24 protein-coding genes are annotated in these 26,678 nt (G+C 47.0%); 17 read left to right on the top strand and 7 right to left on the bottom strand.

Features of this window, described 5'->3' with window-relative positions; genetic code table 11:
• Positions 1–3: 3 nt before the first annotated feature.
• Positions 4–906, top strand: coding sequence for a radical SAM protein (locus J2Z34_RS06200; RefSeq protein ID WP_209459000.1), 903 nt, complete (start codon positions 4–6; stop codon positions 904–906).
• Positions 907–917: 11 nt separating this feature from the next.
• On the top strand, positions 918–2,171 hold the full coding sequence (locus J2Z34_RS06195; protein ID WP_209458999.1) for a radical SAM protein: 1,254 nt from the start codon (positions 918–920) through the stop codon (positions 2,169–2,171).
• Between the two features lie 367 nt (positions 2,172–2,538).
• On the opposite strand, the gene idi is transcribed toward J2Z34_RS06195, so the two are convergent.
• Positions 2,539–3,072 carry an isopentenyl-diphosphate Delta-isomerase gene (gene idi, locus J2Z34_RS06190; RefSeq protein WP_209458998.1) on the bottom strand — a complete coding sequence of 178 codons (534 nt, stop codon included), beginning with the start codon at positions 3,070–3,072 and terminating at the stop codon, positions 2,539–2,541.
• Positions 3,073–3,209: 137 nt separating this feature from the next.
• Between idi and J2Z34_RS06185 the strand changes: the two genes are divergently transcribed.
• The 4 genes from J2Z34_RS06185 to J2Z34_RS06170 are packed head-to-tail and all read left to right on the top strand — an operon-like array spanning position 3,210 to position 6,333.
• Positions 3,210–4,022 carry a purine nucleoside phosphorylase YfiH/LACC1 family protein gene (locus J2Z34_RS06185; RefSeq protein WP_209458997.1) on the top strand — a complete coding sequence of 271 codons (813 nt, stop codon included), beginning with the start codon at positions 3,210–3,212 and terminating at the stop codon, positions 4,020–4,022.
• Complete coding sequence (locus tag J2Z34_RS06180; RefSeq protein ID WP_209458996.1) at positions 4,019–4,801, top strand: acyl-[acyl-carrier-protein] thioesterase; 783 nt, start codon at positions 4,019–4,021, stop codon at positions 4,799–4,801. Before J2Z34_RS06185 ends, J2Z34_RS06180 begins: the two co-directional genes overlap by 4 nt.
• Before the next feature lie 8 nt (positions 4,802–4,809).
• Positions 4,810–5,751 carry a DUF697 domain-containing protein gene (locus J2Z34_RS06175; protein WP_209458995.1) on the top strand — a complete coding sequence of 314 codons (942 nt, stop codon included), beginning with the start codon at positions 4,810–4,812 and terminating at the stop codon, positions 5,749–5,751.
• 12 nt (positions 5,752–5,763) lie between these two features.
• Positions 5,764–6,333, top strand: coding sequence for a YdcF family protein (locus J2Z34_RS06170; RefSeq protein ID WP_209458994.1), 570 nt, complete (start codon positions 5,764–5,766; stop codon positions 6,331–6,333).
• Between the two features lie 20 nt (positions 6,334–6,353).
• Here the strand turns inward: J2Z34_RS06170 and J2Z34_RS06165 are convergent, their stop codons facing one another.
• The 4 genes from J2Z34_RS06165 to J2Z34_RS06150 form a co-directional block, all read right to left on the bottom strand.
• Positions 6,354–7,103 carry a TIGR03915 family putative DNA repair protein gene (locus tag J2Z34_RS06165; RefSeq protein WP_209458993.1) on the bottom strand — a complete coding sequence of 250 codons (750 nt, stop codon included), beginning with the start codon at positions 7,101–7,103 and terminating at the stop codon, positions 6,354–6,356.
• Complete coding sequence (locus J2Z34_RS06160; protein ID WP_209458992.1) at positions 7,100–8,437, bottom strand: putative DNA modification/repair radical SAM protein; 1,338 nt, start codon at positions 8,435–8,437, stop codon at positions 7,100–7,102. Before J2Z34_RS06160 ends, J2Z34_RS06165 begins: the two co-directional genes overlap by 4 nt.
• Before the next feature lie 114 nt (positions 8,438–8,551).
• Positions 8,552–10,015, bottom strand: coding sequence for an aminotransferase class I/II-fold pyridoxal phosphate-dependent enzyme (locus J2Z34_RS06155; protein ID WP_209458991.1), 1,464 nt, complete (start codon positions 10,013–10,015; stop codon positions 8,552–8,554).
• Between the two features lie 192 nt (positions 10,016–10,207).
• Positions 10,208–11,563, bottom strand: a complete 1,356-nt coding sequence (locus tag J2Z34_RS06150; RefSeq protein ID WP_209458990.1) for an SH3 domain-containing protein — start codon at positions 11,561–11,563, stop codon at positions 10,208–10,210.
• A 142-nt stretch (positions 11,564–11,705) separates the two neighbouring features.
• Between J2Z34_RS06150 and J2Z34_RS06145 the strand changes: the two genes are divergently transcribed.
• From J2Z34_RS06145 to purB, 10 genes are all read left to right on the top strand, one after another.
• Positions 11,706–13,436 (top strand): phospho-sugar mutase, encoded by a 1,731-nt coding sequence (locus J2Z34_RS06145; RefSeq protein WP_209458989.1) that lies wholly within the window; start codon positions 11,706–11,708, stop codon positions 13,434–13,436.
• 72 nt (positions 13,437–13,508) lie between these two features.
• A complete protein-coding gene (locus tag J2Z34_RS06140) occupies positions 13,509–14,582 on the top strand; it encodes a tetratricopeptide repeat protein (protein WP_209458988.1) in 1,074 nt (357 codons plus the stop codon).
• 21 nt (positions 14,583–14,603) lie between these two features.
• Positions 14,604–15,527 (top strand): NAD-dependent epimerase/dehydratase family protein, encoded by a 924-nt coding sequence (locus J2Z34_RS06135; RefSeq protein WP_209458987.1) that lies wholly within the window; start codon positions 14,604–14,606, stop codon positions 15,525–15,527.
• A 131-nt stretch (positions 15,528–15,658) separates the two neighbouring features.
• Complete coding sequence (gene recA / locus J2Z34_RS06130; protein ID WP_209458986.1) at positions 15,659–16,717, top strand: recombinase RecA; 1,059 nt, start codon at positions 15,659–15,661, stop codon at positions 16,715–16,717.
• A gap of 313 nt (positions 16,718–17,030) precedes the next feature.
• Positions 17,031–18,524 (top strand): ribonuclease Y, encoded by a 1,494-nt coding sequence (gene rny, locus J2Z34_RS06125; protein WP_425348040.1) that lies wholly within the window; start codon positions 17,031–17,033, stop codon positions 18,522–18,524.
• Between the two features lie 106 nt (positions 18,525–18,630).
• Positions 18,631–19,461, top strand: a complete 831-nt coding sequence (locus J2Z34_RS06120) for a PHP domain-containing protein (protein WP_209458985.1) — start codon at positions 18,631–18,633, stop codon at positions 19,459–19,461.
• 35 nt (positions 19,462–19,496) lie between these two features.
• The gene (locus J2Z34_RS06115) at positions 19,497–20,690 is read left to right on the top strand and encodes a pyridoxal phosphate-dependent aminotransferase (RefSeq protein WP_209458984.1); all 1,194 of its coding nucleotides are present in this window, start codon (positions 19,497–19,499) and stop codon (positions 20,688–20,690) included.
• A 16-nt stretch (positions 20,691–20,706) separates the two neighbouring features.
• Entirely contained in the window at positions 20,707–21,171 is a 465-nt protein-coding gene (locus tag J2Z34_RS06110; RefSeq protein WP_209458983.1) for a PTS sugar transporter subunit IIA, read from the top strand.
• A gap of 74 nt (positions 21,172–21,245) precedes the next feature.
• On the top strand, positions 21,246–21,506 hold the full coding sequence (locus J2Z34_RS06105) for an HPr family phosphocarrier protein (RefSeq protein WP_023383927.1): 261 nt from the start codon (positions 21,246–21,248) through the stop codon (positions 21,504–21,506).
• 48 nt (positions 21,507–21,554) lie between these two features.
• Positions 21,555–22,985 carry an adenylosuccinate lyase gene (purB, locus tag J2Z34_RS06100; RefSeq protein WP_209458982.1) on the top strand — a complete coding sequence of 477 codons (1,431 nt, stop codon included), beginning with the start codon at positions 21,555–21,557 and terminating at the stop codon, positions 22,983–22,985.
• 251 nt (positions 22,986–23,236) lie between these two features.
• Here purB and J2Z34_RS06095 read toward each other — a convergent pair whose 3' ends face one another.
• Together J2Z34_RS06095 and J2Z34_RS06090 are read right to left on the bottom strand one after the other, a co-directional pair.
• Positions 23,237–24,430, bottom strand: coding sequence for a helix-turn-helix domain-containing protein (locus tag J2Z34_RS06095; RefSeq protein WP_209458981.1), 1,194 nt, complete (start codon positions 24,428–24,430; stop codon positions 23,237–23,239).
• 120 nt (positions 24,431–24,550) lie between these two features.
• Positions 24,551–25,360, bottom strand: coding sequence for a MurR/RpiR family transcriptional regulator (locus J2Z34_RS06090; protein ID WP_209458980.1), 810 nt, complete (start codon positions 25,358–25,360; stop codon positions 24,551–24,553).
• A gap of 169 nt (positions 25,361–25,529) precedes the next feature.
• Here J2Z34_RS06090 and J2Z34_RS06085 point away from each other — a divergent pair, with 169 nt between their 5' ends.
• Positions 25,530–26,522, top strand: coding sequence for a prenyltransferase/squalene oxidase repeat-containing protein (locus J2Z34_RS06085; RefSeq protein WP_209458979.1), 993 nt, complete (start codon positions 25,530–25,532; stop codon positions 26,520–26,522).
• Positions 26,523–26,678: the final 156 nt, after the last annotated feature.

The following is a 26,678-nucleotide window of genomic DNA, read 5'->3' as shown; positions in this document are numbered from 1 at the left end:
GACATGAAACCAAGAACATTCCTTGAACTGGCTTACTTCGGCATCAAAACAGTTATTTTGAGGAGACAGGAGCCTCTAATGGGGTCCATCATCCTTACTGACAGGTGCAATCTCTCCTGCAGGCATTGTGCTGTTGGAAACATTACCTCTGTGATTTATCCTTATATCCAGATAAAGGCTGACATGGAAAAAATGTACTCTGATGGAATCCGTATACTCTTCCTTTACGGCGGAGAACCATTCCTGTGGCAAGTCCATGGAATCACACTCAGGGACCTTGTCATCGAAGCGAAGAGAATGGGTTTCCTGCTGGTGAACATAGTCACCAACGGAACATTCAGGCTGGATGTGCCTGAAGCAGACCTTATAATGGTGAGCCTGGATGGAGGAAGGGAGAATCATAACTACATACGGGGAGATACATACGACACGATTCTGGAAAACATTACAGATTCAATCTCAGACAATATATGCCTTTATATGGCTATAAACAATATAAACAAAAGGGATATCGAGACAGTATGTCAAACTGCTAAGAGCTTACCGAATGTAAAGGCAATTTCCTTCAACTTCCACACCCCTTATCCTGGAACAGAGGGTCTTATGCTTACAAGAGAAGAGAGAAAGGACTGCTGTGACCAGATTGAAGGATTGATTGGTGAAGGATATCCAATCTTCAATCTCAGGAGCGCATTCCCCTATATCATTGACAACAGCTTCAGGACTCCCTGCCATCAATGCATTGTGATGGAAAACGGAAAGATGTGGACCTGCGGACGCTGCATCGAAATCCCAAACCTCTGCTCCCAATGCGGCTTCTTCTTCGCAGCTGAGTTCTCGCTGGTATTTTCAGGACATGTCAGTGTCATTTTCGACATGCTGCGAACATACTTAAGATACCTCTAGGAGGGATGGAGATGCTTCTCACATCACTTTTAAGAATAATCCTTACAAGATCGCTAAAGCCTTTTGTATTTGAAGGCAATTATAAGAACAGGCTGGAGTTTGAAAAACTTGATGACCTTGGGCTTTATGTTCATATTCCATTCTGCAGGTCCATCTGCAGCTTCTGTCCATATTGCAAGGAGATATATGATGTCAAGAGGGCAGCGGCCTACAAGGCAGCACTTCTGAAGGAAATCGACCTGGTGACAAGGGACCTGAAGTTTCCCAAGCGGGTTACAAGCCTCTATTTCGGCGGAGGGACGCCTGCACTTATGATTGATGACCTGAAGGATATCATCGGAAGCCTTAAAAAGCATTTCATCATTACTGGTGGAACCGGGGTAGAGCTTCATCCGACAGACATCACTGAGGCGAACCTCAACAAGCTTTCTGAAGCAGGGGTAACCATGGTAAGCCTTGGAATACAGTCTTTCAACAAAGGCTGCCTGGAGAAGCTTGGGAGGAAGTGGGAGCCATTTGAAGATAAGGTGCGTTTGGTCAAGAATCATGGCTTTGAAGTTACCGATGTCGACCTTATCTTCGCGATACCAGGTCAAACTGATGAAACACTTGCAGATGACATAGGCAAAGCCTTTGATAATGGTGCAACCCAGGTATCGACCTATCCGTTCATAGACTTCACCTTCGCTGACAATGCGTACAGGCCCATGCCTGAAAAGGTGAAGAAGAGGATGCTGAAGCAGCTTGCTTCTAGCTGCCGAAACATGGGCCTTGAGAGGACTTCAGTCTGGACCTTCGCAAAGGGAGGGACCGAAAAATACTCCTCAGTAACAAGGGATACATTCTTGGGATTCGGAGTGTCAGCTACAAGTCTTCTTAAGGATATCTTCAAAATCAACACTTTTTCAATCGATGGCTATATCAATAGGGTAAATGAAGAATCTCTTCCGACTTCATTGACACTCCAATTTACTAAGCGGCAGCGTGCAGCCTATTTCCTATTCTGGAGTGCCTATGCATTGAGGATTGATCCGGTCAAATTCGAGAAAATTGTTGGAGTTCCATTGAACCGAATGTATGGATTGGAAATGCTTATTGCTGAAAAGCTTGGTTTCATTATCAGAAAGGACAACATTTATGAGCTGACCGACAAAGCAGCCGGGATTTATCATCACATAGAACAGGTATATACAACAGCCTATATCGACAGGATGTGGAACGTCTCGAGAAAACAGGCTTTCCCGGACAAGATTGTTTTGAAATAGGGGTATTCTGAGGCAACATATCTATTGTAAATACACGACTAAATCGCGTTGACTATTATTGTTATTCTTTGGCTGAATCACAAACATGTATTTTCCATGGATACTCCAGTATATTTAGTGTTTTGGTTTACTCAATTTACTATAAACTGCAGGGAATCCATTGGAGAAAAGCAAAAAAAGTGAGCTGGAAGCACTGTTTGCTTCCAGCTCATTCGACATGGAACTGTCAATACAGTGAGGATTGTTGCAAGGAGCTGTCCTCCAGGCTACAGGGGCCACGCTGTATCTTTATTTATGATATCCAACAAATAAGAAACTGGTATTATGCATATCTGAACAAACTATTAATTTTGTCGAAAAATAGCTGTCAGTCGTTCAATTCCATATTTTCGAGGTGTTTGAGGAACTGCTCATTTTCCATGATCAGCCTGAACCAGTGTGTCAAGCTTTCAGGTTCTCTCTTGATCATTTCCCTGAGTTCAGGAATGGATATCCATTTTGCTTCATGTACCTCACTGCTGTCCAAGGCATATTTCCCATCATACCTGCCGACAAAAACATGGTCGTATTCATTCTCCCATATTCCACTCTCGAACCTGACCTCATAGCTCAGCTCGAAAGCATGCTCAAGTTCAGTATCAAAGCCCATCTCTTCAATCAGCCTGCGATGAGCTCCCCCAATTGAGGTTTCACCAGGTCTTGGATGACTGCAGCATGTGTTTGTCCAAAGGCCTCCAGAATGGTACTTGTCAAGTGCTCTCCTGTGGAGGAGGAGCCTGCCTTCCGAGTTGAATACGAACACTGAAAAGGCTCTGTGCTTTACTCCCTTGACATGTGCTTCCATCTTTTCCATTGATCCTATCTCATTGTCTTTTTCATCGACAAGAATAACCATTTCCATTCAAATCACTCCTAGTGCCATATCATGAGATTCTACACCATGCAGGCTCCTGTGTCCATGGAGATGAGTCAATTAATGAAATCTTAAAGTCGCTGGTCATCTTTTTTTGGTATACTTTTCCTTATACGGAGGAAATGATGGAATATAGGATTATAGAGCATGGAGATTCAAGATACATCACAGTCCCGCAGCTTGAGGCGATGGGGCTGAAGGTCATATTCACGACCAATTCAATGGACATGGGAAGGAAGACTGCAAAGTCACTGGAGAACCTGGAAGAAAGCTTCAGGAATGTGTTTTCGGCAATGGATCTGGATAAGGCTCCACATTTCTTCATGGAACAGATACATTCCGATGTTGTCATAGATGTAAGGTCAAATGGCCAGGGTGAGCCACACAGGCTTGGCAGGCTCTTGGGAGAAGGGGATGCCATGGTTACAGGTCTTAAGGGTGCTGCCCTTTCAACTACCTTCGCCGACTGTGTCCCTGTAGTTCTTTTTGATACCAGGAATAAGGTCCACGCTAACATCCATTCAGGATGGAAGGGGACTCTGGCAAGGATTTCTGAAAAGGCTCTTGAGAAGATGGCCGAGTCGTACGGAAGCGACCCTTCAGATATCGTGGCAATTATAGGACCTCATATAGGCTTCATGGATTTTGAGATAGGCGAGGATGTCTTTGGTCTGTTCGAAGAAGCATTCAGAAAAGATAATATACAGTATGAGTCACTCGGGAACGGGAAATATCATCTGGACCTGGGGGACCTGGTAAAGACGATGCTGATTGGACGTGGAGTACCTGCTGAAGCAATATTCCTGATGGATCTGTCAACCTATTCCGAACCTGGACTTCTTCACTCCTACAGGCGTGACAGAGGAAATTTCGGATTGATGTGCTTGGTAACTTGCTGTACTTCGTGCGGCAGTGATGCGGAGGGGGATAACGAATGAGGGATTTTGAAAAATCCATAAAGATAGACTACAGGGATGTGGACAGGTTTTCTGACATAAGGTTCGATTCTCTGCTGCAGATGCTTGGCACTGTATCCATGTATCATACAGTTGGCATAGGCTTCGAGCCTGACTATATGGATGGGCTTGGCCTCATGTGGGTGCTCAGGCAGTGGAAGGTCAGGCTGGAGGAAACAAGATACTATGCAAGGGATTTGAGGTTCAAGACCTTTGCGGTATTTGACAAGGGTGTATGCTCCTACAGGTACTACAGCATTTTAGATGATACAGATAAAATCATAGGCACCGCTGTTGCACAGTGGCTGGTGATTGACCTGGAAAAGAGGAGGATGGCCAGAATCCCTGAATCAATCGCTGAGGTGTATATCGGTAAGGACAAAAGCCTTACCAAAGACCAGAGTGCCATAGTAGAGAGCATAGACACAGAATCCCTCAGGAGGCGCAGGGATGTCTCCTGGACCTCAGAGAAGGTCATCGAGGTCCGTTTCGGTGAAATTGATCCCAACGGTCATGTCAACAACGTCAAGTATGTTGAGTGGGCAATGGAGACACTTAAGACTCCTCTTGATGAATCCTTCCTTGTCGAGAACCATCCTCTCGAGCTTACTATAGTCTACAAGAAGGAAAAGATGCCTCTTGGCCACGTTGTCTCAAAGGCTTGCCTTACGGGTCAGGATTCTTATCACGAGATATTCGATGAGGACGGAACTCTTTTGTCAATAATCGAAATGACCTGGCGCCAAAGGGAGCTGCAATAGGAGGGGAAATGGACGATACCGCAAAAACAATAAAGAAGATTCTGGTTTACGTATCACTTACCATCATATTTCTTGTTACAATCAGCGCAGTTAACCAGGCTGCATCGATATATGAGCGGGCTTCAAGGATACATCCGTATTTCGGATATGCGGTCCTCGCATTGATTATCGCTGGCTTCCTGGCAATTATATTTGTCCCTGTCGCTGCATTCCTCGGGCTCAAGAAAAGGCCTGAGATACCAAAGTCCAAGGAAAGCCCAGAGTATCCTGCATACCTGGAAGATCTGAAGCAAAGTCTCTCCTCCAACAGGATACTTAAGGAGAAAGGATTTTCATTCACCGGGAATGAGCCTCTTGCAGCTCAAATCGACAAGGCTCTGGCAATTCTTGGAGTTGAAGCCGACAAGGTAGTTAAGTCCAGCGCTTCAGCTGTATTCGTGACAACAGCCATATCACAAAATGGCTCACTTGATGGAGTCTTCGTGCTTGCCAGCATCACCCGGACTGTCTGGGATATCGCAAAGATCTACAGGCAAAGGCCAGGAATCAGGGACCTCATGTACCTATACGGCAACATCGGGGCTACAGTGCTTGCAGCACGAGGAATTGAAGACCTTGACCTGCTTGACGAACAGCTTGAACCGATCCTTGCCTCAGTGCTTGGAGGTGGGCTTGGAAGCTTGCTCCCGGGAGCAGTACACATAACAAACCTGATTGCGAACTCCATAACAGAGGGGTCCGTCAATGCAATGCTGTCACTTCGTGTAGGCGCAATGACGAAGAGATACTGCGCCAGCACAGTAGAAGTCAACAGGAAGGTCCTGAGACGTTCTGCCACACTTGATGCAGTGTCTATGCTCGGTGGAATCATAAAGGAAAATTCAGCGATCATAGTATCATCATTCGGAAAGGCAGCAAAATCCGCAACCAGGAAGCTTTTCAGGCTTTAGAAAGGATATGACATGACAAGGAAACTGCTCATTGCTATCCTGATTATCCTGGCCGCAGCGTTCATCGCAGTAGAGGCAATGATAATCATATACGGAAGAAAGCCATACAATGATGAGGCTGACATCGTCATAATACTCGGTGCAAGGGTTTACGGAAGCACACCTTCACCTGCACTGTCCCTCAGGCTTGAAAAGGCTCTGGAATACCTTAAGGTCAATCAGAAGGCTGTAATCGTAGTATCAGGCGCCCAGGGGAGTGGAGAGCATGTAACGGAAGCCTCTGCAATGAAGAGATATCTGGTGGAAAGAGGAATCTCAGAAGGAAAAATCATCCTTGAGGAGGAATCGACCAATACATTTGAAAACATCAGGAACAGCCTGAGCCTCCTCGGTGGTGAACAGAAGGGGAGAAAGCTCCTCATTGTGTCAAATGACTTCCATGTGCTCAGGGCGAAGCTCATTGCCTGGAAGCTGGGCTGGGATGCAGGGACTTTAGGTTCATCGTCTCCACCAAGCGTCGTAGTGCAGTATCACCTCAGGGAATTTTTCGGGATAATAAAATCACTCGTATTTGACAGATGACCGTCCGGGAGACCGGACGGTCATTTCTTTTCGTTATTTTCTGGCAGCTCTCCAGTCTCCACCAGGTTCTTCCAATACCTGACCGGCATTGACCTCTTCTGCTGCCTGGGATTGGCCCGCTCCTTTATTGCGATGTTCTCGTAGTATTCCTTCCAGAACTCAGTGAAGCTGTCAGTGGTTATATATCTGGGGTCAAGTTCTACTCCTGTCCTTATTGTGGTTATACCATCATGGTAGAGGATCGCCTTTTTTCTCTTCTCATCATATATAAGAAAATCCTGGTCGCTGTACCTGTCAGTGAAATGATCTGCAAGGAACTCAAGTATGTCATGGTCAGGGCAGATCTTCGCCACATAGACTCCGCCTTTTTCAGAGAACCTTACGAAGCCCGTGAACCTGTGGGACTCAAGGGATGCCTGTCTTGAAAGCCTTTCAGCCTTCATTATGGCCTCATCCTGAAAATCTCCCTTCTTCGCCTTGTTGCCAAAGCACGCGACTATGTACCTTAGAGTGACGGTCGGCGCCTCCTTTGAGCTGTTCGCAAGGCAGTATGCAATGGTATCCAGCGTCTCCCTTTCGAATCTTTTGATCATCGCATCCCTTACCTTTGTGAAGGACTCATCGGAGTACAGGACGTCTACTGGCTCATCAAGGAGATTGTGCTGGTACTCGTCACGTCTTTGGAGATTTGGAGGCAGCTTTCCATAGTAGACCAGATAGACTGCACACAGGAGCTCACCCATGCTGCCGTCAAAAAGCATAATCTTCATGAAGCACCTCCTGGTAGGGCTGCTTTAATGCCAGGTAATGGGATCGGCTCCGGGATAAGCTTTGGAACATGTGATTTTATCCTGATTGCCGGCTCCAGCGCGTCTATCTTGTCGAAGAGGTCAGTCTGGATCTCATCCTTCCTTTCTGATAGGGCGCTGTAGATCAGATCTGGGTCCTGAGAGAAGGAGCCATAGTATTTGCCACTTACAAGAATAAAATGTCTGGCACGCTTAAGGACTATCCCCATCCTCTTCAGCCCGTCCCAGGTGAGAGGGGACAGGCGCCTTGCCTTTGCCATCCTTTCAGCTGATATGAGTCCAACTCCGGGAATCCTCAGCAGCATATCAAAGCTTGCGCGATTAACTTCAACAGGGAACAGCTGCATGTTCCTGAGTGCCCATTGCGTCTTGGGGTCCACATTGACATCAAGGTTTTCGTCAGGAGACACCAGCTCCTCTGTCTGGAACTTGTAGAATCTCAGGAGCCAGTCTGCCTGATAGAGCCGGTGTTCCCTCTGGAGAGGAGGAGCAGGAATCTTAGGCAGGAGTGAGCTCGTACCTACCGGTATGTATGCAGAATAGTAGACTCTCTTCAGTCCATAGGACTTGTAGAGGCTTCCGCTTAGTGAAAGTATCTTTCCATCTGTAGCAGGGGTTGCTCCTACTATGAGCTGGGTGCTCTGGCCTGCGGGGACGAAATCCTCGGAATATCGGAAAATCCTCTTCTCTTCTGTATTCTCCTTTATCTTTCTGGAAATCTGGGCCATTGGCTTCAGGATCAGCTGCCGGTTTTTCTGAGGGGTTAGGGAGGCATAGTCAGACTCCTCAGGAAGCTCGATATTGACGCTCAGCCTGTCTGCATATTTTCCGGCTTCTGCAATCAAATAGGGGCTTGCTCCAGGTATGCCCTTGACGTGAATGTATCCATTGAACTTTTCCCGAATTCTCAGAGTCTTAAGGATCTGTACCATAAGCTCCATGGTATGGTCCGGACTTTTCACCACACCTGAACTCAGGAAGAGTCCTTCGATGTAATTTCTCCGATAGAAGCTCATGGTAAGGTCTATTAGCTCTTCAGGCTTGAAGAAAGCCCTTTCGATGTCGTTCGAGATCCTGTTCTGGCAATATGCGCAGTCATATATGCAGTAGTTGGTCATAAGTATCTTCAAAAGGGAAATGCATCGGCCGTCGCTTGTGAAGCTGTGGCAAATTCCTCCCTGTACCGCATTCCCAAGTGAGCCTGACTTGCCTTGCCTCGAATTCCCTGATGACGAGCATGAGACATCGTATTTTGCAGAATCTGCGAGCACCCTGATTTTTTCCTTGGTATCCATGAAATCACCGCTTCATCATTTATTTCATGATCCAATTATAGCACATATGTTCGATATGCGCAAAGGGCATGAAAAAACCCCCGCCAAATAAATGACAGGGGTCCGCAAAACTTATTATCTTACTACTACCTTGATTGACTCGACCTTAGGGTCTTCAGTGCCCTGTACATACAGTCCTGTTTTCTTGAGGTCTCCAACATACTTTACTATCTCTTCTGTGATTACCTCTCCAGGACACAGCACCGGAATACCCGGAGGGTATGCCATCAGGAATTCGCCGCTTACTTCTCCAATGCTGTCCTCTAGGAGAACTGATTCCTTGTACCCGTTGAAAGCTTCCCTGGGTATAAGGACCTGCTTGGGTATTGCAGGAATGTCAATGAAATCAGGCTTTACAGCATTCTTGTTCATGTATTCGTCGCTTATCTCCTTCAGTGCGGATATAAGCTTGTCAAGGTTTTCCCTGGTATCTCCGAAGGAACCAACAGCCAGCACGTTGTATAGGTCTGACAGCTCCATCTGGATATGGTACTTGTTGGAGAGTATCATGTCGAGGTCAAAGCCCGTTATTCCAAGGTCCCTGCAGGTTATGCATATCTTGGTCGGGTCCAGGGCAAATACTCCGGGATTTCCCAGGATTTCCTTGCCGAAGCAGTAGAAGCCCGGGATCTTGTTGATTTCAGCCCTTGCATACTCCGCATTCTCTATTGCCATATCAAGAAGTTCCTCGCCTTCCAGTGCTATCTGCTTCCTTGATGTATCCAGGGATGCCAGGAGCAAATAGGAGGGGGATGTGGTCTGTAGAAGGTTCATAATAGCCTGAACCCTTGACTGGCTCACGTACTTCGTCCTTACATGAAGAAGCGAAGCCTGAGTCATTGCGCCGATTATCTTGTGAGTGCTCTGAGCGCACAGGTCGGCTCCGGCCTCCATGGCGCACATCGGAAGCTTATCGTTGAATGCAAGATGAGGTCCGTGGGCTTCGTCGACTATCAGTGGGATGTCGTACTCATGGACTATGTCTGCAATTCTCTTAAGCTCAGTGGCAACACCATAATAGGTTGGGTTGATTATGAGCACTGCCTTTGCATGGGGATTAAGCCTCAGGGTTTCCTCAACGGTCTCCGGAGTGACTCCCTGTGCTATGCCAAGCTTCTTGTCAAGCTCTGGCTGCATATATACCGGTATTGCTCCGGAAAGTATTATCCCTGCAGTGATTGACTTGTGCACATTCCTTGGGACAATGATAGTGTCTCCCTCGCTTACGACGGACATTATCATGGCCTGTATCGCACCGGAAGTCCCGTGTATGGAAAAGAAAGTGGCATCGGCGCCATAGGCATCCGCCGCCAGCTCCTGAGCCTTCTTTATCGGTCCGGTGGGATGGTGAAGGGAGTCAACCAGCTGGAAAACAGTCACGTCTATCTTGAATGGATTTTCTCCCATGAATTTCTTGAACTTTTTCTCAACACCTTCGCCCTTCTTGTGCCCTGGCACGTGAAAGGGAATGGTCTCTCTGTCGACATATTCCATTAAAGCGTCAAACATCGGAGTCTCGTTCTGATTAAGCTTGTACAACTTTCAACCGCACCCTCTTTCTTGGATTGTGACGGCCATAAGGCCCTATGGAATCAGCGGCAGGGTGTTACATGCCAGTACCAAAATCACTATTTTATATAATAACACAATTTGGTTTCGATTCAATTAATTATACGATATTTTAAGCTGCTCTGCAGAAGTTTTGAATCAGCAGCTGCTTTCACTTTTTTCCTACCTTACGACAACTGCCCACTTGAGTGCATCATAGGCGGTCTCGAACTTGACCTGGCTCACCCAGTAGGTATTCCTTGAGCTGGCAGGGTCGGTGACATGATACTCTCCATCGGAGTTGTAGCCGGTCAGTACCATTACATGCATGTTGTCTACAATGTTCACATTGCCTGAAGGACCCATGTCATATACCTTCCAGATCGGTGTCTCATAGTTTCTGGTGGTGACATAGACTACAACAGGGTTTCCCTTGTCTATCTCTGACTTCAGCTGTGCCGTGGTGTATCCCGAAACATCTGCAACATTGCCGCTGTATCTGCTGCCATATGCTGTCAGTGCCTCCGGGAATATGGACTGGAATATCGCTGGATTGCCCGAAACTACACTGTAAGGTGTGCTCGCGAAACCATTGAATGGGTCCCTTTCCGTTTTCGGCATGGCATCGAGGAACGCTTTGAGTTCAAGTGAAGTGTATCCCTTGTACTTCAGTGCCATGAGGAGGCTTGCCCCTTCGCAGCCCATCGGGGCATAGACAGGAGAATATTGGTTTACGTAGGGTATTCCAATAACCTTCTGGCTGTAGCCTGAGAGTACCGACACGTAGCTTCCTGAAACCCAGCCCGTTTTCCCGCTGTAGCTGACCTTGTACCAGCCGCCTGAAGTCCCGAGAACTTCAGCCCTTGTTCCTGAAGGTATGGTTGTTATTATACTGTAGCCAGTACCGGCTCCAGTCCTCATGTTAAGGTTCGCTGTGGTCCTTATGTATGTAGCGGCAGAAGAAGGGGCTGGAGCAGGAGTCTGGGCCTGCACAGGAGTGAGATATGAGCCCGAAGCCCATCCTGTTATTCCCTGGTACGTTACCTTGAACCATCCGTTCTCGGAGCCTGAGACTGCAACCTGGGCACCTTTGGGAATGACCTTGATTATCTGATATCCGGTTCCGGGACCTGTCCTCATGTTCAGGTTCGCAGTTGTTGCCATCTCTGATGAGGCCTGGACTGCAGGTGCCGGAGCCTGGGAAGACTCTCTGAAGGATACATACAGCGGGTTTGCACTTATGTACATTCCGTTTGAGAGCCTGTACATGTCCCTGCCTGCTACTGATATCCTTTCAAGAACCGTGAAGGACTCGCCCTTGTATGCTACCTTGACCTTGGCTGTCCAGTCAGGTCTGCCGTAGGTCCAGAGAGCACTGCAGGTGACTGTTACTGAACCCTGAAGCTCAAGGGCAGAAACCTCGATTCCTTTGCCTGCCATGTCAGACCACGCTGAAGTTCCCGGCATTGCTGAAGCTGAAGCTATAACCAGAAAGGCTGTCGCCTTAATTAAAATGTTCCTTATTTTCTTGCTGTGCATATTACGCCTCCTGTTATGAAATTTGATAAGATGTATAGACTTTGAAGCAAATTTGACAGATATTAATCTTTACGACTGCATTCAACTCAATCTTATTATATAATATTAGATAAAGATATGATTATGTTTTAGGAGGTTTATCATGACCTATATGGAAAAATACGAATCATGGCTTAAGGACGACAGCGTGCTCCCGGAATTCAAAGCGGAGCTGAAGGCGATTACTGATGAAAAGGAAATAGAGGACAGGTTCTATCAGGACCTGGAATTCGGAACCGCAGGGCTTAGAGGAGTACTCGGAGCCGGAACGAACAGGATGAACGAACACACAGTGGGGAAAGCCACTGAAGGACTTGCCAGATACATTGCAGAGACCTTCCCGGGCTCACCGTCGTGCGCCATCGCGTATGACTCCAGGATAAAGTCCGATACCTTCGCCAAGACAGCAGCACTCATTCTCGCTGCCCATGGTGTAAAGGCGTATCTGTTCGAAAGCCTCAGGCCTGTGCCAATGCTTTCATATGCGGTAAGGTACCTGAAAGCTGATGCCGGCATAGTCATCACCGCATCCCATAATCCAAAGCAGTACAATGGCTACAAGGTCTATGGAGCCTACGGTGGACAGCTTACAGACGAGGCTGCGGACATAGTCCTTGACAAGATTGCAGAAGTCGCCTCGTTTGGGGATGTCAAATCGATAAGCGAGGAAGAGGCAGTTGAAAAGGGACTTCTCGTCTACATAGGCGAGGATGTTGACAAATCCTACATCGATTCTATCAAGACTGTCACTGTCAAGAAGGACCTTGTCAGGGAAAGCGCACCTGAGCTCCAGATCATATACACACCACTCCACGGATCGGGCAATGTTCCTGTAAGAAGGGTCCTGAGAGAGCTTGGCTACACCAACGTGCATATTGTAAAGGAACAGGAGGCTCCGGACGGAAACTTCCCGACTGCTCCTTATCCTAACCCTGAGAACCCTTCGGTATTCACACTGGCTCTTGAAATGGCCAAGGAAGTCAAGCCTGACATCATTTTCGGAACCGACCCTGACTGTGACAGGATTGGTGTTGTAGTAACCGAAAAAGATGGAGGAAGCAGAGTCCTCACCGGCAACCAGACAGGAATGCTTCTGACATATTATCTCCTGAACGCGTTGAAGGAGGAGGGCCGACTGCCTTCGAACGGCGTCGTCATAAAGACCATAGTATCAACGGAGAGCGTAAGGAAGATAGCCTCATCCTACGGAGTTGAGCTGATGGATGTCCTCACAGGCTTCAAGTATATCGGCGAAAAGATAGAGGAATTCAAGGCTACTAAAGAGAAGACCTTCATATTCGGCTTCGAGGAATCCTTCGGGTACCTTGCAGGTGACTTTGTAAGGGACAAGGATGCTGTCGTGGCATCGATGCTCGTCTGCGAGATGGCCCTCTACTACAAGAAGAAGGGCATGACCCTTTATGATGCTCTTATGGAAGTTTACGAGAAGTATGGATACTTCAATGAAGCCATAGTCTCCTTCACCCTGGAGGGCAAGGACGGGCAGGACAAGATCAGGAAGTGCATCGAGTATATGAGGGATAACACCCTTACCGAGGTTGATGGTGTCAGGACTCTGTCCAAGGAAGACTACAAGCTGAGAGAGAAGACAGATCTTCTGACAGGCGTCAAGGAAGAGATAACACTTCCATCTTCGAACGTAATAAAGTATACTCTTGAAGATGATTCCTGGTTTGTTGTAAGACCATCCGGAACTGAGCCAAAGATGAAGGCCTATGTGGCCGTTACCGGAAAGGACCTGGATGATTCCAGGAACAAGCTGGAGGCCTTCAAGAAGGCTGTTGTCGATGCCGTGAACAAGGGCTTCGAATAAGTAACCCGTTTATTAATTAAAGATATGACTGATGGCATACCATCTTTGGTATGCCATCAGTTTGGAGGTAATATGGATTTTAGGCAAGGATTGAAAGAGAAGCTTTCAAAGCTCATTTTCCTTGAACTCAAGAAGGATTTCGCAGCTAAGGCATTCAAGGCGGATGGGCTCATGGACATCGAGGGAGAGGTGTATGTGCCTTTGTCTCCTGACTACATCGCCAAGAACCTGGAGAGGGACATGATCAAAAATCTGCCTGTCGGAGAGTTCGTTAAAGGTATGTACTACTGCCTTGGAGCGGACAGAGGGTTCAGGTATTCTGAGGCCTACAGGCTGATGCTTGAAAACATTGGCATGGAAAGTCTGGTCAAGGGTCTTGTTGCAAGGCTGATCAAGGACGGCAGGAAGGATGAAGCCATCGTTTACCTCCTTGGCCTCTATGAGGTACATGGGGAAAAGGATGTGACACTGAACACTTTAGCTCTTCTCGAGGAGCTTTCCATAGAGGACAGGAGTTATCTCGACGGTTTTCTCGCATTGGCTGAGGAGGTATCTCTGAAGGGTCTCCTTGAGGCGAAACTCTTCTTTGGCTCCGCATTAAGGATGAAGGGTGATTTTCCGAAGGCACTGGTAGTGCTGAGGGACTACATCACATCAGGCGGCGAGGAGACCGAAGAGTTATCCTCAGAGCTTGAGAGAATAGGCCGGAAGGCTCTCCTAGAGGAGTCGGAAGCTGTACTGTATGACGAACCTGCAAGGTTTTTAGAGATGATTCTGCCAATTCTAACATCAGAGGCAGACAATCCTAAGATTCTGCTCCAGGTAGCCATAGCCTACAGGAACCTCAAGAACCATGACAAGGCCATATACTACCTGAATGAAGCTCTGGCTCTTGACGATGGTTATGCTGACGTCATCAATGAACTTGGAATTAACTATGCCGCAATGGGAGACTTCGAGACTGCGGTTTCATATTTCAGACCGCTCTTCGACAGGACCATGACCATAGAGGTTCTTACGAACCTCATAATGTGCTACGTGAACCTCGGAGACATGGAATCTGCCATGAAGCATATAGCAATTGGGGAAAAGATCTCTCCGGATGATGATGTCCTCGTTGACATCAAGAAATTTCTGAAGAGATAATACACACTGAAAGGATTAATTATGAAGATTATGATTACAGGAGGAGCTGGTTTCATCGGCTCACACATTGCCGACCTGCTTGTTTCAGAAGGACATGACGTGGCAGTCATCGACAGCCTGGTTCATGGAAAGCTGGAGAACTTAAGCGACAATGTGAAATTCTACGAATACGACATCAGGGACAAGGGAATAAGGGCAGCGTTCGAGGAGTTCAGGCCTGAGGTGCTTATACATGAGGCAGCTCAGATAAAGGTCCCGAACTCGATAAAAGATCCTCTTTATGACGCTGAAGTTAACATACTTGGGACCCTCAATCTTCTTGAGTGCTGCAGGGAGTTCAGTGTCAGGAAGGTAATCTATCCTGCGACCGCAGCCATGTTCTCTGATCCGCAGTACCTGCCCATCGATGAGAAGCATCCTTTGAGCATGATGAGCGGATACGGGGTTTCTAAGCATACTGTCGAGCATTACCTTGAGGTCTATTCAAAACTTTACAACCTCAGCTATACTGTCCTTCGCTACTCAAACGTGTACGGACCAAGGCAGGATTCGACAGGCGAGGGTGGAGTCGTTGCCATATTCTGCGAGAAGATGACTGAAGGGATAGTACCCGAGATTTATGGAGATGGAAACCAGACAAGGGATTTCATCTACGTCAAGGACGTGGCCAAGGCGAATGCACTTGCACTCGATTCACTTGACAACGAGATTTTCAATTGCTGCACAGGCACCGAAATATCCGTCATTGAGCTTTATGATGAAATCGCACGCGACCTGGGCTTCGACAAACTGCCGATAATGAGGGAGCCAAGGGAAGGCGACATATACAGGACCTACATGACCTACAAGAAGCTAAATGATGCAATAGGCTGGGCTCCGAGCTGGAACATATCCGGAGGCATAAGGGAAACACTCGATTACTACATGAACAGAAAAAACAACTGATATGGTGTAAGAATTGTGCGGATGAATGCATAATGTATATGCCTGCATTGTTGACAGCACCATATGGGTGCCTTATAATAAAAATGAACTAATGTTCGACGTGCGTCGACTTAGATAGGAGGAATGAAGAATTGGCCAATATTAATCCCGATAAGCTGAAGGCCCTTGAAGCAGCAGTCAGCCAGATAGAGAAGCAGTTCGGCAAGGGCTCTGTCATGAAGCTCGGCGAGGAAGCCAACCACAGCCTTGAATCCATACCGACAGGCTGCCTTGACCTGGATATCGCCCTGGGAATAGGCGGAATACCAAAGGGAAGGATAATTGAGATATACGGACCCGAATCATCGGGTAAGACCACTGTTTCACTCCATATCATAGCAGAAGCTCAGAAGCTGGGCGGTGCCGCAGCATTCATAGATGCTGAGCATGCCCTTGACCCTCAGTACGCTAAGGTACTCGGAGTCGATATTGACAATCTGCTGGTATCTCAGCCTGATACAGGCGAGCAGGCACTGGAAATTGCAGAAGCTCTGGTAAGGTCCAACGCGATAGACCTTATCGTAGTGGATTCGGTTGCAGCTCTTGTACCAAGAGCCGAAATAGAAGGCGAGATGGGGGACAGCCATGTAGGACTTCAGGCGAGACTCATGTCGCAGGCACTCAGAAAGCTTGCAGGTACTGTAAACAAGACGAAATGCTCCATTATATTCATAAACCAGCTCAGGGAGAAGGTCGGAGTCATGTTCGGAAGTCCTGAAGTCACTCCAGGAGGAAGGGCACTCAAGTTCTACGCCTCCGTAAGGATGGATATCAGGAGAATCGACTCAATCAAATCTGGTGACAACGTCACGGGAAACAGGACAAGGATCAAGGTCATAAAGAACAAGGTTGCACCTCCCTTCAAGCAGGCTGAGTTCGACATAATGTACAATGGAGGCATCTCCAGAGAGGGCACCGTACTTGATGTTGCAGTCAGAGAGGAAATTGTCCAGAAATCAGGCGCCTGGTTCTCCTACAATGAAGTAAGGCTTGGTCAGGGACGTGAAAACTCCAAGGTCTACCTTTCAGAGAACAAGGATATACTCCTTGAGATCGAGAACAAGATCAGAAGCAAATACAAGCTGCCACTGGCAAAGTCAGAAGCAGTAACGGATGCAGCTCCGGCAGCACCTGAAAAGAAAAGCAAATAGAGTCTATTAACCCGGATCCTCAAGGTCCGGGTTTTCACATCCGGTCTTCATTGTGCAAGATCAAGGTGAACAGATGTTTCCGGAAATCAGGAAATTTGCCTGAACGATATGTTGCTTTTGTTTGACACTTTCCGTTGTGTAGGATACAATTGATTTGTATTGGTTTATCATTTATCACAGTGAGAAAATATGCACTTTCAAGCTTTTGTCCTTAGCTTAAAAGGATGATAAAAAGCAAGGAGGTGTTATGATGCGCCCAGAACAAATGGCGATCCTGGTAACAGGTCTGTTGACAGCAGTGGTCGTTGGAGCCATCATATTATATTTAGCAAAGACAAAACTGAAAGCCGCTAAGGATATCCTTAGCAACGCGGAAAAGCAGGGTGAAACAATCGTAGAGGACTCCAGAAAGGCGGCGGAAGCCATCAGGAAGGAATCAGTCCTTGAAGCGAAGGATGAAGTCCACAGGTTGAGGAATGACCTCGACAAGGAACTCCGCGAGAGAAGAACAGAGGTCCAGAGACTAGAAAGAAGAACCATCCAGAAAGAAGAGACACTAGACAAGAAGACTGAACAGCTTGAGAAGAAGGAAGAGGCGCTGGCCAAGAAGATGCAGGATGCTGCAGACAAGGAATCCAGAGCTGATGAACTTATAGCCGAGAGAAGACAGGAACTCGAAAGGGTTGCAGGTCTCACTCAGGACGATGCCAAGAAGTTGCTTCTTGACGAAGTGAGAGGCGAAATCGAACACGAGACAGCCCAGATGATCAAGGACATTGAAGCAAGGGCTAAGGAAGAAGCCGACAAGAAGGCAAGGGAGATCATCACCACATCAATCCAGAGGTGTGCAGCGGACCATGTGTCCGAGACGACAGTACATGTCGTGGCACTTCCAAACGATGAAATGAAGGGTAGGATCATCGGCCGTGAAGGCAGAAACATAAGGACCCTGGAGACTCTGACCGGCGTTGACCTCATCATTGATGACACGCCTGAGGCAGTAATCCTGTCAAGCTTTGACCCGATCAGAAGAGAGGTCGCGAAGCTGTCGCTTGAAAAGCTTATCGTGGACGGCAGGATACATCCTGCAAGAATCGAAGAGATGGTCGAGAAATCAAAGAAAGAAGTGGAGAACGAAATCAAGGAAGAAGGAGAACAGGCTTCCTTCGAGGTAGGAATCCACGGAATCCATCCTGAAATACTGAAGCTGCTAGGCCGGCTCAAGTTCAGGACAAGCTACGGTCAGAACGTGCTTAAGCACTCCATCGAAGTCGCAAATCTCGCAGGCCTTATGGCAAGCGAACTTGGACTTGACGCCACCTTGGCCAAGAGGGCGGGCTTGCTCCACGACATTGGAAAGGCTGTAGACCATGAGGTTGAAGGACCGCATGCTGTCATAGGCGCTGACCTTGCAAAGAAATTCCATGAATCCGCACTGGTGGTCAATGCCATCGGAGCACACCACGGAGATTTCGAAATGCAGTCCATGGAGGCTGTACTTGTCCAGGCAGCTGATGCTATATCAGCAGCAAGACCTGGTGCAAGAAGAGAAACACTGGAGAACTATATCAAGAGGCTTACCAAGCTGGAGGAGATTGCAAACTCTTACGAAGGCGTAGACAAGTCATATGCAATCCAGGCCGGAAGAGAAATCCGTATCATTGTAAAGCCGGATGTCGTTGACGATGCAGGGGCTATGAGCCTGGCAAGGAATATTGTGAAGCGAATCGAGAGCGAGCTTGAATATCCTGGTCAGATCAAGATCAATGTAATCAGGGAGACACGTTCAGTGGACTACGCAAAATAACCTATGAAGGAGGTGCATAGCATCTCCTTCATTTTGTTTTGTGTCAATTGTTCTAAAATGGCGCTCCAGATGATATATTAATATTAGAGTTGCCAGAGGTGGTTTTATGCTGAATGATCTTCATATCCATACTTCATATTCTGATGGCGCATTCACACCGGACGAGATAATTGAGGCTGCTATTGAAAAGAAAATCAGATGCATCTCAATTACTGATCATGATACGCTGAATGCCTATGGAAATTATACTCCTCGAAGTGAAATTACCATCATACCGGGAGTTGAAATTTCTGCTTACTACAAGGGAATGGAGATCCATGTCCTGTCTTACTTTCACGACCCTTTCGACAGGGAACTCAGGGAGCTTCTGGAAAAGGTCAAGGTAGACAGGGTGGAGAGATACAAGAAGATCCTCGCAAATCTCAGGGCTTTGGGCCTTGAGCTTCCGACTGACGCCCCCCCTTTGGACTCGTACGGAAGGGCGCATATCGCCAAGCTTCTCTTAAGCGGCGGGCATGTCAGGACATTCAGGGAAGCCTTCTCACTTTATCTGGACGTCGACAAGCTGGCATATGAGAAAAGGTTCAAAATCGATGCCAGGGACGCAGTGAAGCTCCTTTCAGGTGCGGGAGGCACACCATGCATAGCGCACCCTGGGGAGAAGCTCCTCACCATGCATTTCGAGGACCTGCTCCTGGACCTTAAGTCCTGCGGGCTGCAGGGACTGGAGGTCTACCATCCTTCTCATACCAGAGAGCAGATGAGCAGGCTGTACAGCCTTGCCAGGAAATACCAGCTGGCCATTACCGGCGGCAGTGACTTCCATGGCCGAAAAGGTTCCCCCATGGACCTTCTTGGAAAATACGGCGTAAATGAGGTGCTTCTCAAAAAGCTTACTCTATGCAGCCAGAGAAGGATCCGAAAGCAAAACAGATGATTAGAAAGTACAATACAAACATTAGGAGGAATAAAATGCAGTATTCAACTAAAGCGCAGAGCCTTACTCCATCACTCACCCTTGCCATCACCGCCAAGGCGAAGGAACTCAAGGACAAGGGACTTGACGTGGTTGGGTTCGGAGCAGGTGAACCGGATTTCAACACTCCACAGAATATCATAGACGCTGCTACTAAAGCCATGAACGAGGGCAAGACCAAATATACTCCGGCATCTGGCATAAACGAGCTGAAGGATGCAGTGGCTGAAAAGCTTCTTGCTGAGAACGGCCTAAAATATGCGAGGGAGCAGGTAATAATCTCCACAGGAGGAAAGCAGTGCCTTGCAAATGCTTTTGAAGCTCTCATTAATGAAGGTGACGAGGTGCTTATAGCAACGCCATACTGGGTCAGCTATCCCGACCTTGTGACTCTGTCCGGCGGAAAGAGCATATTCCTCGATACCAAAGAAGAGAACAGCTACAAGATAACAGTTGAAGTTCTGAAGGCTCAGGTTACAGACAAGTCCAAGGTTCTTGTTATCAACAGCCCCAACAACCCGACAGGAACCATCTATTCAAGGGAAGAGCTTTTAGAGATTGCAGAATTCTGCAGAGAAAAGGACCTTTTCATAATATCAGATGAGATGTATGAAAAGCTGATATACGGAGATGAGCAGCACGTATCCATTGCATCACTTTCTGACGATGCCTATGCAAGGACCCTAGTCGTCGGAGGCTTCTCGAAGTCCTATGCCATGACAGGATGGAGGCTTGGATATGCAGCGGGTCCCAAGGACCTTGTGAAGCTCATGGGCAGCATACAGAGCCATACAACATCAAACCCAACCAGCTTCGTGCAGTATGCAGCCGTTGAAGCTCTTAAGGGAAGCCAGGACTCAATTTCGAAAATGAACGCTGAATTCGCAAAGAGAAGGGACTACATGGTCGAGAGGACGATGGGGATAGACGGACTGTCCTGCATATATCCAAAGGGTGCTTTCTATGTCATGATGGATGTCAGGAAGCTGATGGGAAAGACATACAAGGGAAAGACTGTCAAGGACTCACTGGATTTCTCTGCATTTCTTCTTGAGGACTACCTGGTGGCGGTGGTGCCTGGAGTAGCATTCGGGCTTGAAGGCTTCGTCAGGCTTTCCTATGCAACCTCAATGGCTAACATAGGAAAGGGCTTCGACAGGATATCCGAGTTCGTGTCCCTCTTTGAATGATATGGGAGTGAAGGCGATGAAACCAGATCTGGAGCTATACATGCCTGTTGCGGGAAAAGTAATCCCGCTGGAGGATGTAAACGACCTTCTTGCTGAAGACATGGTAGGGGGAATTGGCGCAGGAATAATACCCAGCGGCGATATCTTTTACTCTCCTGTTTCTGGCAAGGTTGTCATGGTGGCCGAGAATCTCAATTCAGTGGCTATCGCAACAAAATCCGGAATCACCATACTCATACATGCAGGCATAGATACCGCCAAGCTTGGCGGAAGGGGATTCTGCATATATGTCAGGGAGGGTGACAGTGTAACTGCAGGAGACAAGCTTCTGTACATGGACCGGGATTATGTGGAGTCCAGAGCCAAAATCACCACTCCTCTGATCATCACAACTCCCGACATGGTCGGAAATATCGAAACGGATTATTATGTAAACGATGCCTTTGTCAAATTCATGGAAATTTTTTTAGCAAAGGATTGACTATTGAGAATAGAACAAAACATGTTATAATGAATTTGTTAATGTTACAGAATAATGTGTATGAGGTGAATTATATGGTTTCAAAAGAAGTATTTGTAAAAAACCCAACCGGTCTTCACGCAAGACCAGCAACACTCCTTGTAAAGAAGGCTTCATCGTTCAAGTCTGATGTAAGCGTAGAATACAATGGAAAGAAGGCTAACGTAAAGAGCCTTATCGGAGTTCTTTCACTTGGAGTCACAAAGGGAGCGAACATCGTGGTGTTTGCAAACGGCGAGGACGAAGAGCTTGCAGTAGAAGAAGTTTCAAAGCTTATCGCTACACTGGAAGAATAAGAAATAAAACCCTGGAAACAGGGTTTTTTAAATTTTACGGAGGATAATATGAGAGATACTTATGAGACCCCATTGAACAGGAGATATGCTTCCAAAGAGATGAGCTATGTGTTCTCAGACCTTAAGAAGTTCAGGACATGGAGAGATCTTTGGATCGCACTCGCAGAGGTCGAGATGGAACTGGGTCTTCCGATAACAGCCGAGCAGATAGAAGAGCTCAAGAGCTTCAGGGAAGACATCAATTTCAAGGAAGCCGAAGAGAGGGAAAAGAGTGTCAGACATGACGTCATGAGCCATGTCTACGCATACGGACTTCAGGCAGTAGGAGCAAAGGGAATCATACATCTCGGCGCTACATCCTGCTATGTAGGCGACAACACCGACCTCATAATCATGAGAGAAGCGATGCAGATCATACGCGCAAAGCTTGTCCACACAATCAGGAACCTGAAGGAATTCTCACTTAAGTACAAGGACCTGCCAACACTTGGATTCACACACCTCCAGCCGGCTCAGCTCACAACAGTTGGCAAGAGGGCTTCAATGTGGATGCAGGACCTGGTGCTTGACCTTGAGCAGCTGGACTTCGCCATTGAATCGCTCAGGTTCAGGGGAGTCAAGGGAACCACAGGAACCCAGGCAAGCTTCATGAGCCTCTTCGACAATGATGAGGATAAGGTAATGCTGCTGGACCAGAAGGTTTCAGAAAAGTTCGGCTTCAGCAGGGTATTCAGGATAACAGGTCAGACCTATACAAGAAAGGTCGACTCAATGATACTGAACACTTTAAGCGAAATCGCCCAGAGCGCCTACAAGTTCAGCAATGACCTAAGACTCCTGCAGAACATGAAGGAAATCGAGGAGCCATTCGAGAAGAACCAGATAGGATCTTCAGCAATGGCGTACAAGAGGAACCCCATGAGGAGCGAAAGGATCAGCGCACTTGCAAGGTATGTAATCGTTGATGCTCTCAATCCGGCAATCACCGCATCAACGCAGTGGTTCGAGAGGACCCTGGATGACTCCGCAAACAAGAGGATTTCCATTGCAGAGGCATTCCTAGCACTTGACGGTGTCCTCAACCTCTATATCAACATAACCTCAGGCATGGTCGTCTATGAAAAGATGATAACCTCCCATGTCATGAATGAACTTCCCTTCATGGCAACAGAGAACATCATTATGGAAGGCGTCAAGAGAGGCGGAGACAGACAGGAGCTGCATGAGCTCATAAGAGGTCACTCCATGGAGGCTTCAAAGAGAGTCAAGCAGGAAGGCCTGGACAACGACCTTCTGACAAGGATCGGAAATGACCCTTCATTCAGGCTTGGCAAGGATGAGCTCAAGGATATCATGGAACCAGGCAACTACATCGGCAGAGCTCCCGGACAGGTTGTTGACTTCATAAAGAATGAAGTTGATCCTATCCTAGAAAAATATGCTGACGAAACAGCACAGGAATCTGAGATAACCGTATAATTTCACAGAGCATTACAAAGCCATCCTCAGGTCAAGTCCTGAGGATGGCTATTTATATTTTTCCTTTATTTCCCGCAAGATCAGGGTAATGAAAAAGATCTTCAATTTGCTGCCTAAATGCTACTTAAATCAGCACATGCTCATTCCGGAACTAGTTGGATTTTACAACAATGTGATCCATAAATACTGGCTGAAATGGATGAAGTTTCTTCATGCATAGAAAAGGAGTCGAACAGGCTCCCTTTGCAGTTTCAATTGGCTTGACCATATGGTATGTTAATTTCTAATGTCCTCTCGTTGCCATGGTTGTCGATTATGACTGCTACAGCCCTCAGACCCTTGCCCCCGTATAGTATATCAACATCCAAATCGATAGAGTCAGTGTAGAGGTTCGCTTCTGTAATCTCTCCGGAAAGGTCTGAGAATGCCTCATCAACAGGAAGTGGAGCTTCCATCAGGAATGTTGTGTCGTTGTAGAGCATTACCTTTCCTGACACAGGCCAGTTCGAAATCTTCCTTCCTTGCTCTCCACGTGCGAATGCAGGGTACACCTTGAGCATTATTTGACCTGATAAACTTGATCTTCCATTCCTTACACTGCTCGTACCTTCGAATCTCAATTCAGTCTTCATTACATACTGGGACTTTAGGTCCCTGATTATCTCCAGAAATTGGGGTTCAGATACAGTTCCTTCCCTGAAAACCACGGAAAGCCTTATTTCATCGCTTAAAGGCATCCTGATTTCAGCTGTGAACGAAGATCCGGATGACAGCTCTCCCTTAACGGATATAGGTGCACTGCCTGGAATTGCCGCTATGAATTCAGCAGCCATTCCTTCCCTGTGGACCTTTGGAAAAGCTGTAAGTTTCAGAATTACCGTTCCTTCCTTTTCATTTAAATCGCTCACAATTACCGAGTAATCCGACAGGTTTGTGTTTCCGGTCTTCAGCTTGTCTTCAAGGGCATCAGCTATGCTTCCAGGCTGGCTGATTATAAGGCTGTTCAGCAGGTCGACCCTGCTGTTTAGTTCAGCATTCCTTGAAGACTGGGCTGCCATTTCCGCTTTCATCATATCGATGCTTTTTGAGAAAAGAAGATATAGTGAAAGCATTGAAATCGCTGTGACAGCTACTGCCACTGCGCCGATAGTCCTATTTCTTCTTGCAGACCTCTCATTGGCTTCATTCTGCTCTGTGAAGAGCCTTACAAGCTGCGGGTCGATTTCTGGACCCTTCACATCATTTTCAGATCCGTCTCCGAACAGGCTTCCTATGGATACGTCAAATGCCTTCGCCAAAGCTATTATGTTTACCATGGTCGGCTGGGCAGCGTCAGATTCCCATTTGGATACTGCCTGTCTCGACACTCCAAGCATTTCAGCAAGGTCTTCCTGGGATAATCCTGATTCTTTCCTTAGCTTCTGTATGTTTTCCCCAATCATCATATTCAATCCCCCCTAAGCTGCATGGTATCATTTGCTCCAAATACCCTCCACCAATTTTGGCTTCCAAACCGTCAACTGGAGGTTGCACTTCAAAAAAAGAGGCCTTTCGGCCCCGTTTGGTCAACTTTTCCTGCTTCCGATGTATTTTTCGGTGTACTTCAGGAATATATAGTCGAGGACATACAGTGAAGCATACCTTATTGAAAGGTTCATTACCGACATCCCGGTGTTGCCAGTGACTTTAAGGTAGACATCAACCTTATCGAAGAAATCCCTGTAGTCCAGCTGGGAGATGAATATTATCTTGCATTTGGATGATTTTATCTTTTCAGCTATGATCCTGTTTCCGGCAATGAATTTGCCTGAAGGGCTGAATATTATCGCAAGGCAGTCCTTGTCGAAGGTATCGAGCAGCTCCATCTGTTTCTGAATATCCAGGAATGCGTTGATGAACTTACCTTTGGCAAGGAAGTTTATCTCCATGTCCTGTGCATATGCCTGAGAAAGGTGCGTTCCAAATATTCCAACAGTCTCCGTATCATGTATCATGTCGACTATCCTGTTGATGAGCACTTCATCCATGTTGTTCATACTGTCCAGGTCGCCAATTATCTTGTTGTAAAGCATTTCCTTTAAAGTGGCTTCCTCGCCGAACTCAGCCCTCAGGTCATGTATGAAGTCCCTCTGCCTGTAATTCCTTATGGTGGTAGCGAGCGTTTCCTTGAACTCCCCGAAGCTCTCATAGCCAAGCTTCCTGCAAAACCTTGAGATTGCGGAAGGGGACGTATAGCACTTGTCTGCCAGCTGGTTTATTGTAAGCTTTCCAACCACATTGAGGTTCTTAAGGATATTTATGGCGATGTTGTAATCCACATCGTTATTCTTGTTTGTGCTTATGAATACTATGAGCCTGAAAAGAATATCTCCCATTTTATCGCCTCCGGCCAATTCCTATACGTTTATTATATATCATGCCCAAGGTTATTCATAATGCTATTGTCCGTTTTTTTGCCCAACTGGTCATGAAAGTGGTCTCAAAGTTACAATCGAAGCTCAAAGGACTATAATGTAGTCAGAAACAACCAGGGAGTTGATTGAAATGGACGAAAAGGTTCTTCTATGGCTTCTCGAAGAATCCGACCCTTGTGCAAGGCTTGCAGCACTTAAGCTCCTTCAGGGGAAGGATGCCACTGACCCTGATGTTCAGGATGCCAGGGCTTCAGCCATGAATGCAGGTACTATCGGAAGGATCCTTCAAAAGCAGAATCCTGATGGTTCATTCGGTGATCCGGAGAGGTTCTACCTGGATAAGTATGAGGGAACCGTGTGGACGATCCTTGTGCTTGCTGAGCTTGATTCGGATCCATTGGATGAGAGGATAAGAAAGGCCTGTGACTTTATTCTGGACCATTCTCAGGATCCAGATTCAGGTGGGTTCTCCATGAAAATGAGCTTAAGGACAGGAAGTGGCCTGGGAAGCTCAGTCATACCTTGCCTCACCGGAAACATGGCATACAGTCTCCTTAAGCTTGGTTTTGCTGGTGATGAAAGAGTCATGAAGTCAATCGAGTGGATCATAAGATACCAGAGGACCGATGATGGTGAGTACATTACAAGCCCTTCAAAGGACTATGAGAAGCTCACACCATGCTTTGGAAGGCATACGTGCCACATGGGTGCAGCAAAGGCACTCAAGGCGCTTGCAGCCGTACCTGAAGTTATGCGGACGGAACGCATAAGGGAAAAGACCGACGAGCTTGTAGAGTACTTCCTCGTACACAGGCTATTCAAGAAGAGCCACGATCCGGAAAAAATATCCAAGCCCGGCTGGCTAAGGCTTGGATTCCCGCTCATGTACCAGACGGACATCCTCGAGCTCCTGATGATCATGGCGGCTCTTGGGATAAAGGACAGAAGGCTCGAGGATTCCTTGGAAGTACTTAGGGGCAAGATGACTCCAGAAGGGACTTGGATCATGGAGACTTCAAACAACGGGAAGATGATTGCAGACATAGAAAAGAAGGGGAGTCCTTCGAAGTGGATAACCCTGAGAGCACTTAGTGTCCTTGAGTATTATGGGATAATTTGGTAATTTTGACTCTTTCGACTACAGGTGTATGATTGTGGTAGATTAATAAGAAAGGTATTCTAAATTTGACTTAATGCATACCATACCTATAATAGTATGCATATTTGTGATATGATTCTAAATGTAATCTAACCTATAATATAACATTTACTTTCAAGT

Origin of the sequence: Youngiibacter multivorans (genome assembly GCF_017873395.1) — a bacterium.
GTDB classification, from domain to species: Bacteria; Bacillota; Clostridia; order Clostridiales; family Clostridiaceae; genus Youngiibacter; species Youngiibacter multivorans.
This window is presented reverse-complemented; position numbering and strand designations above follow the sequence as displayed.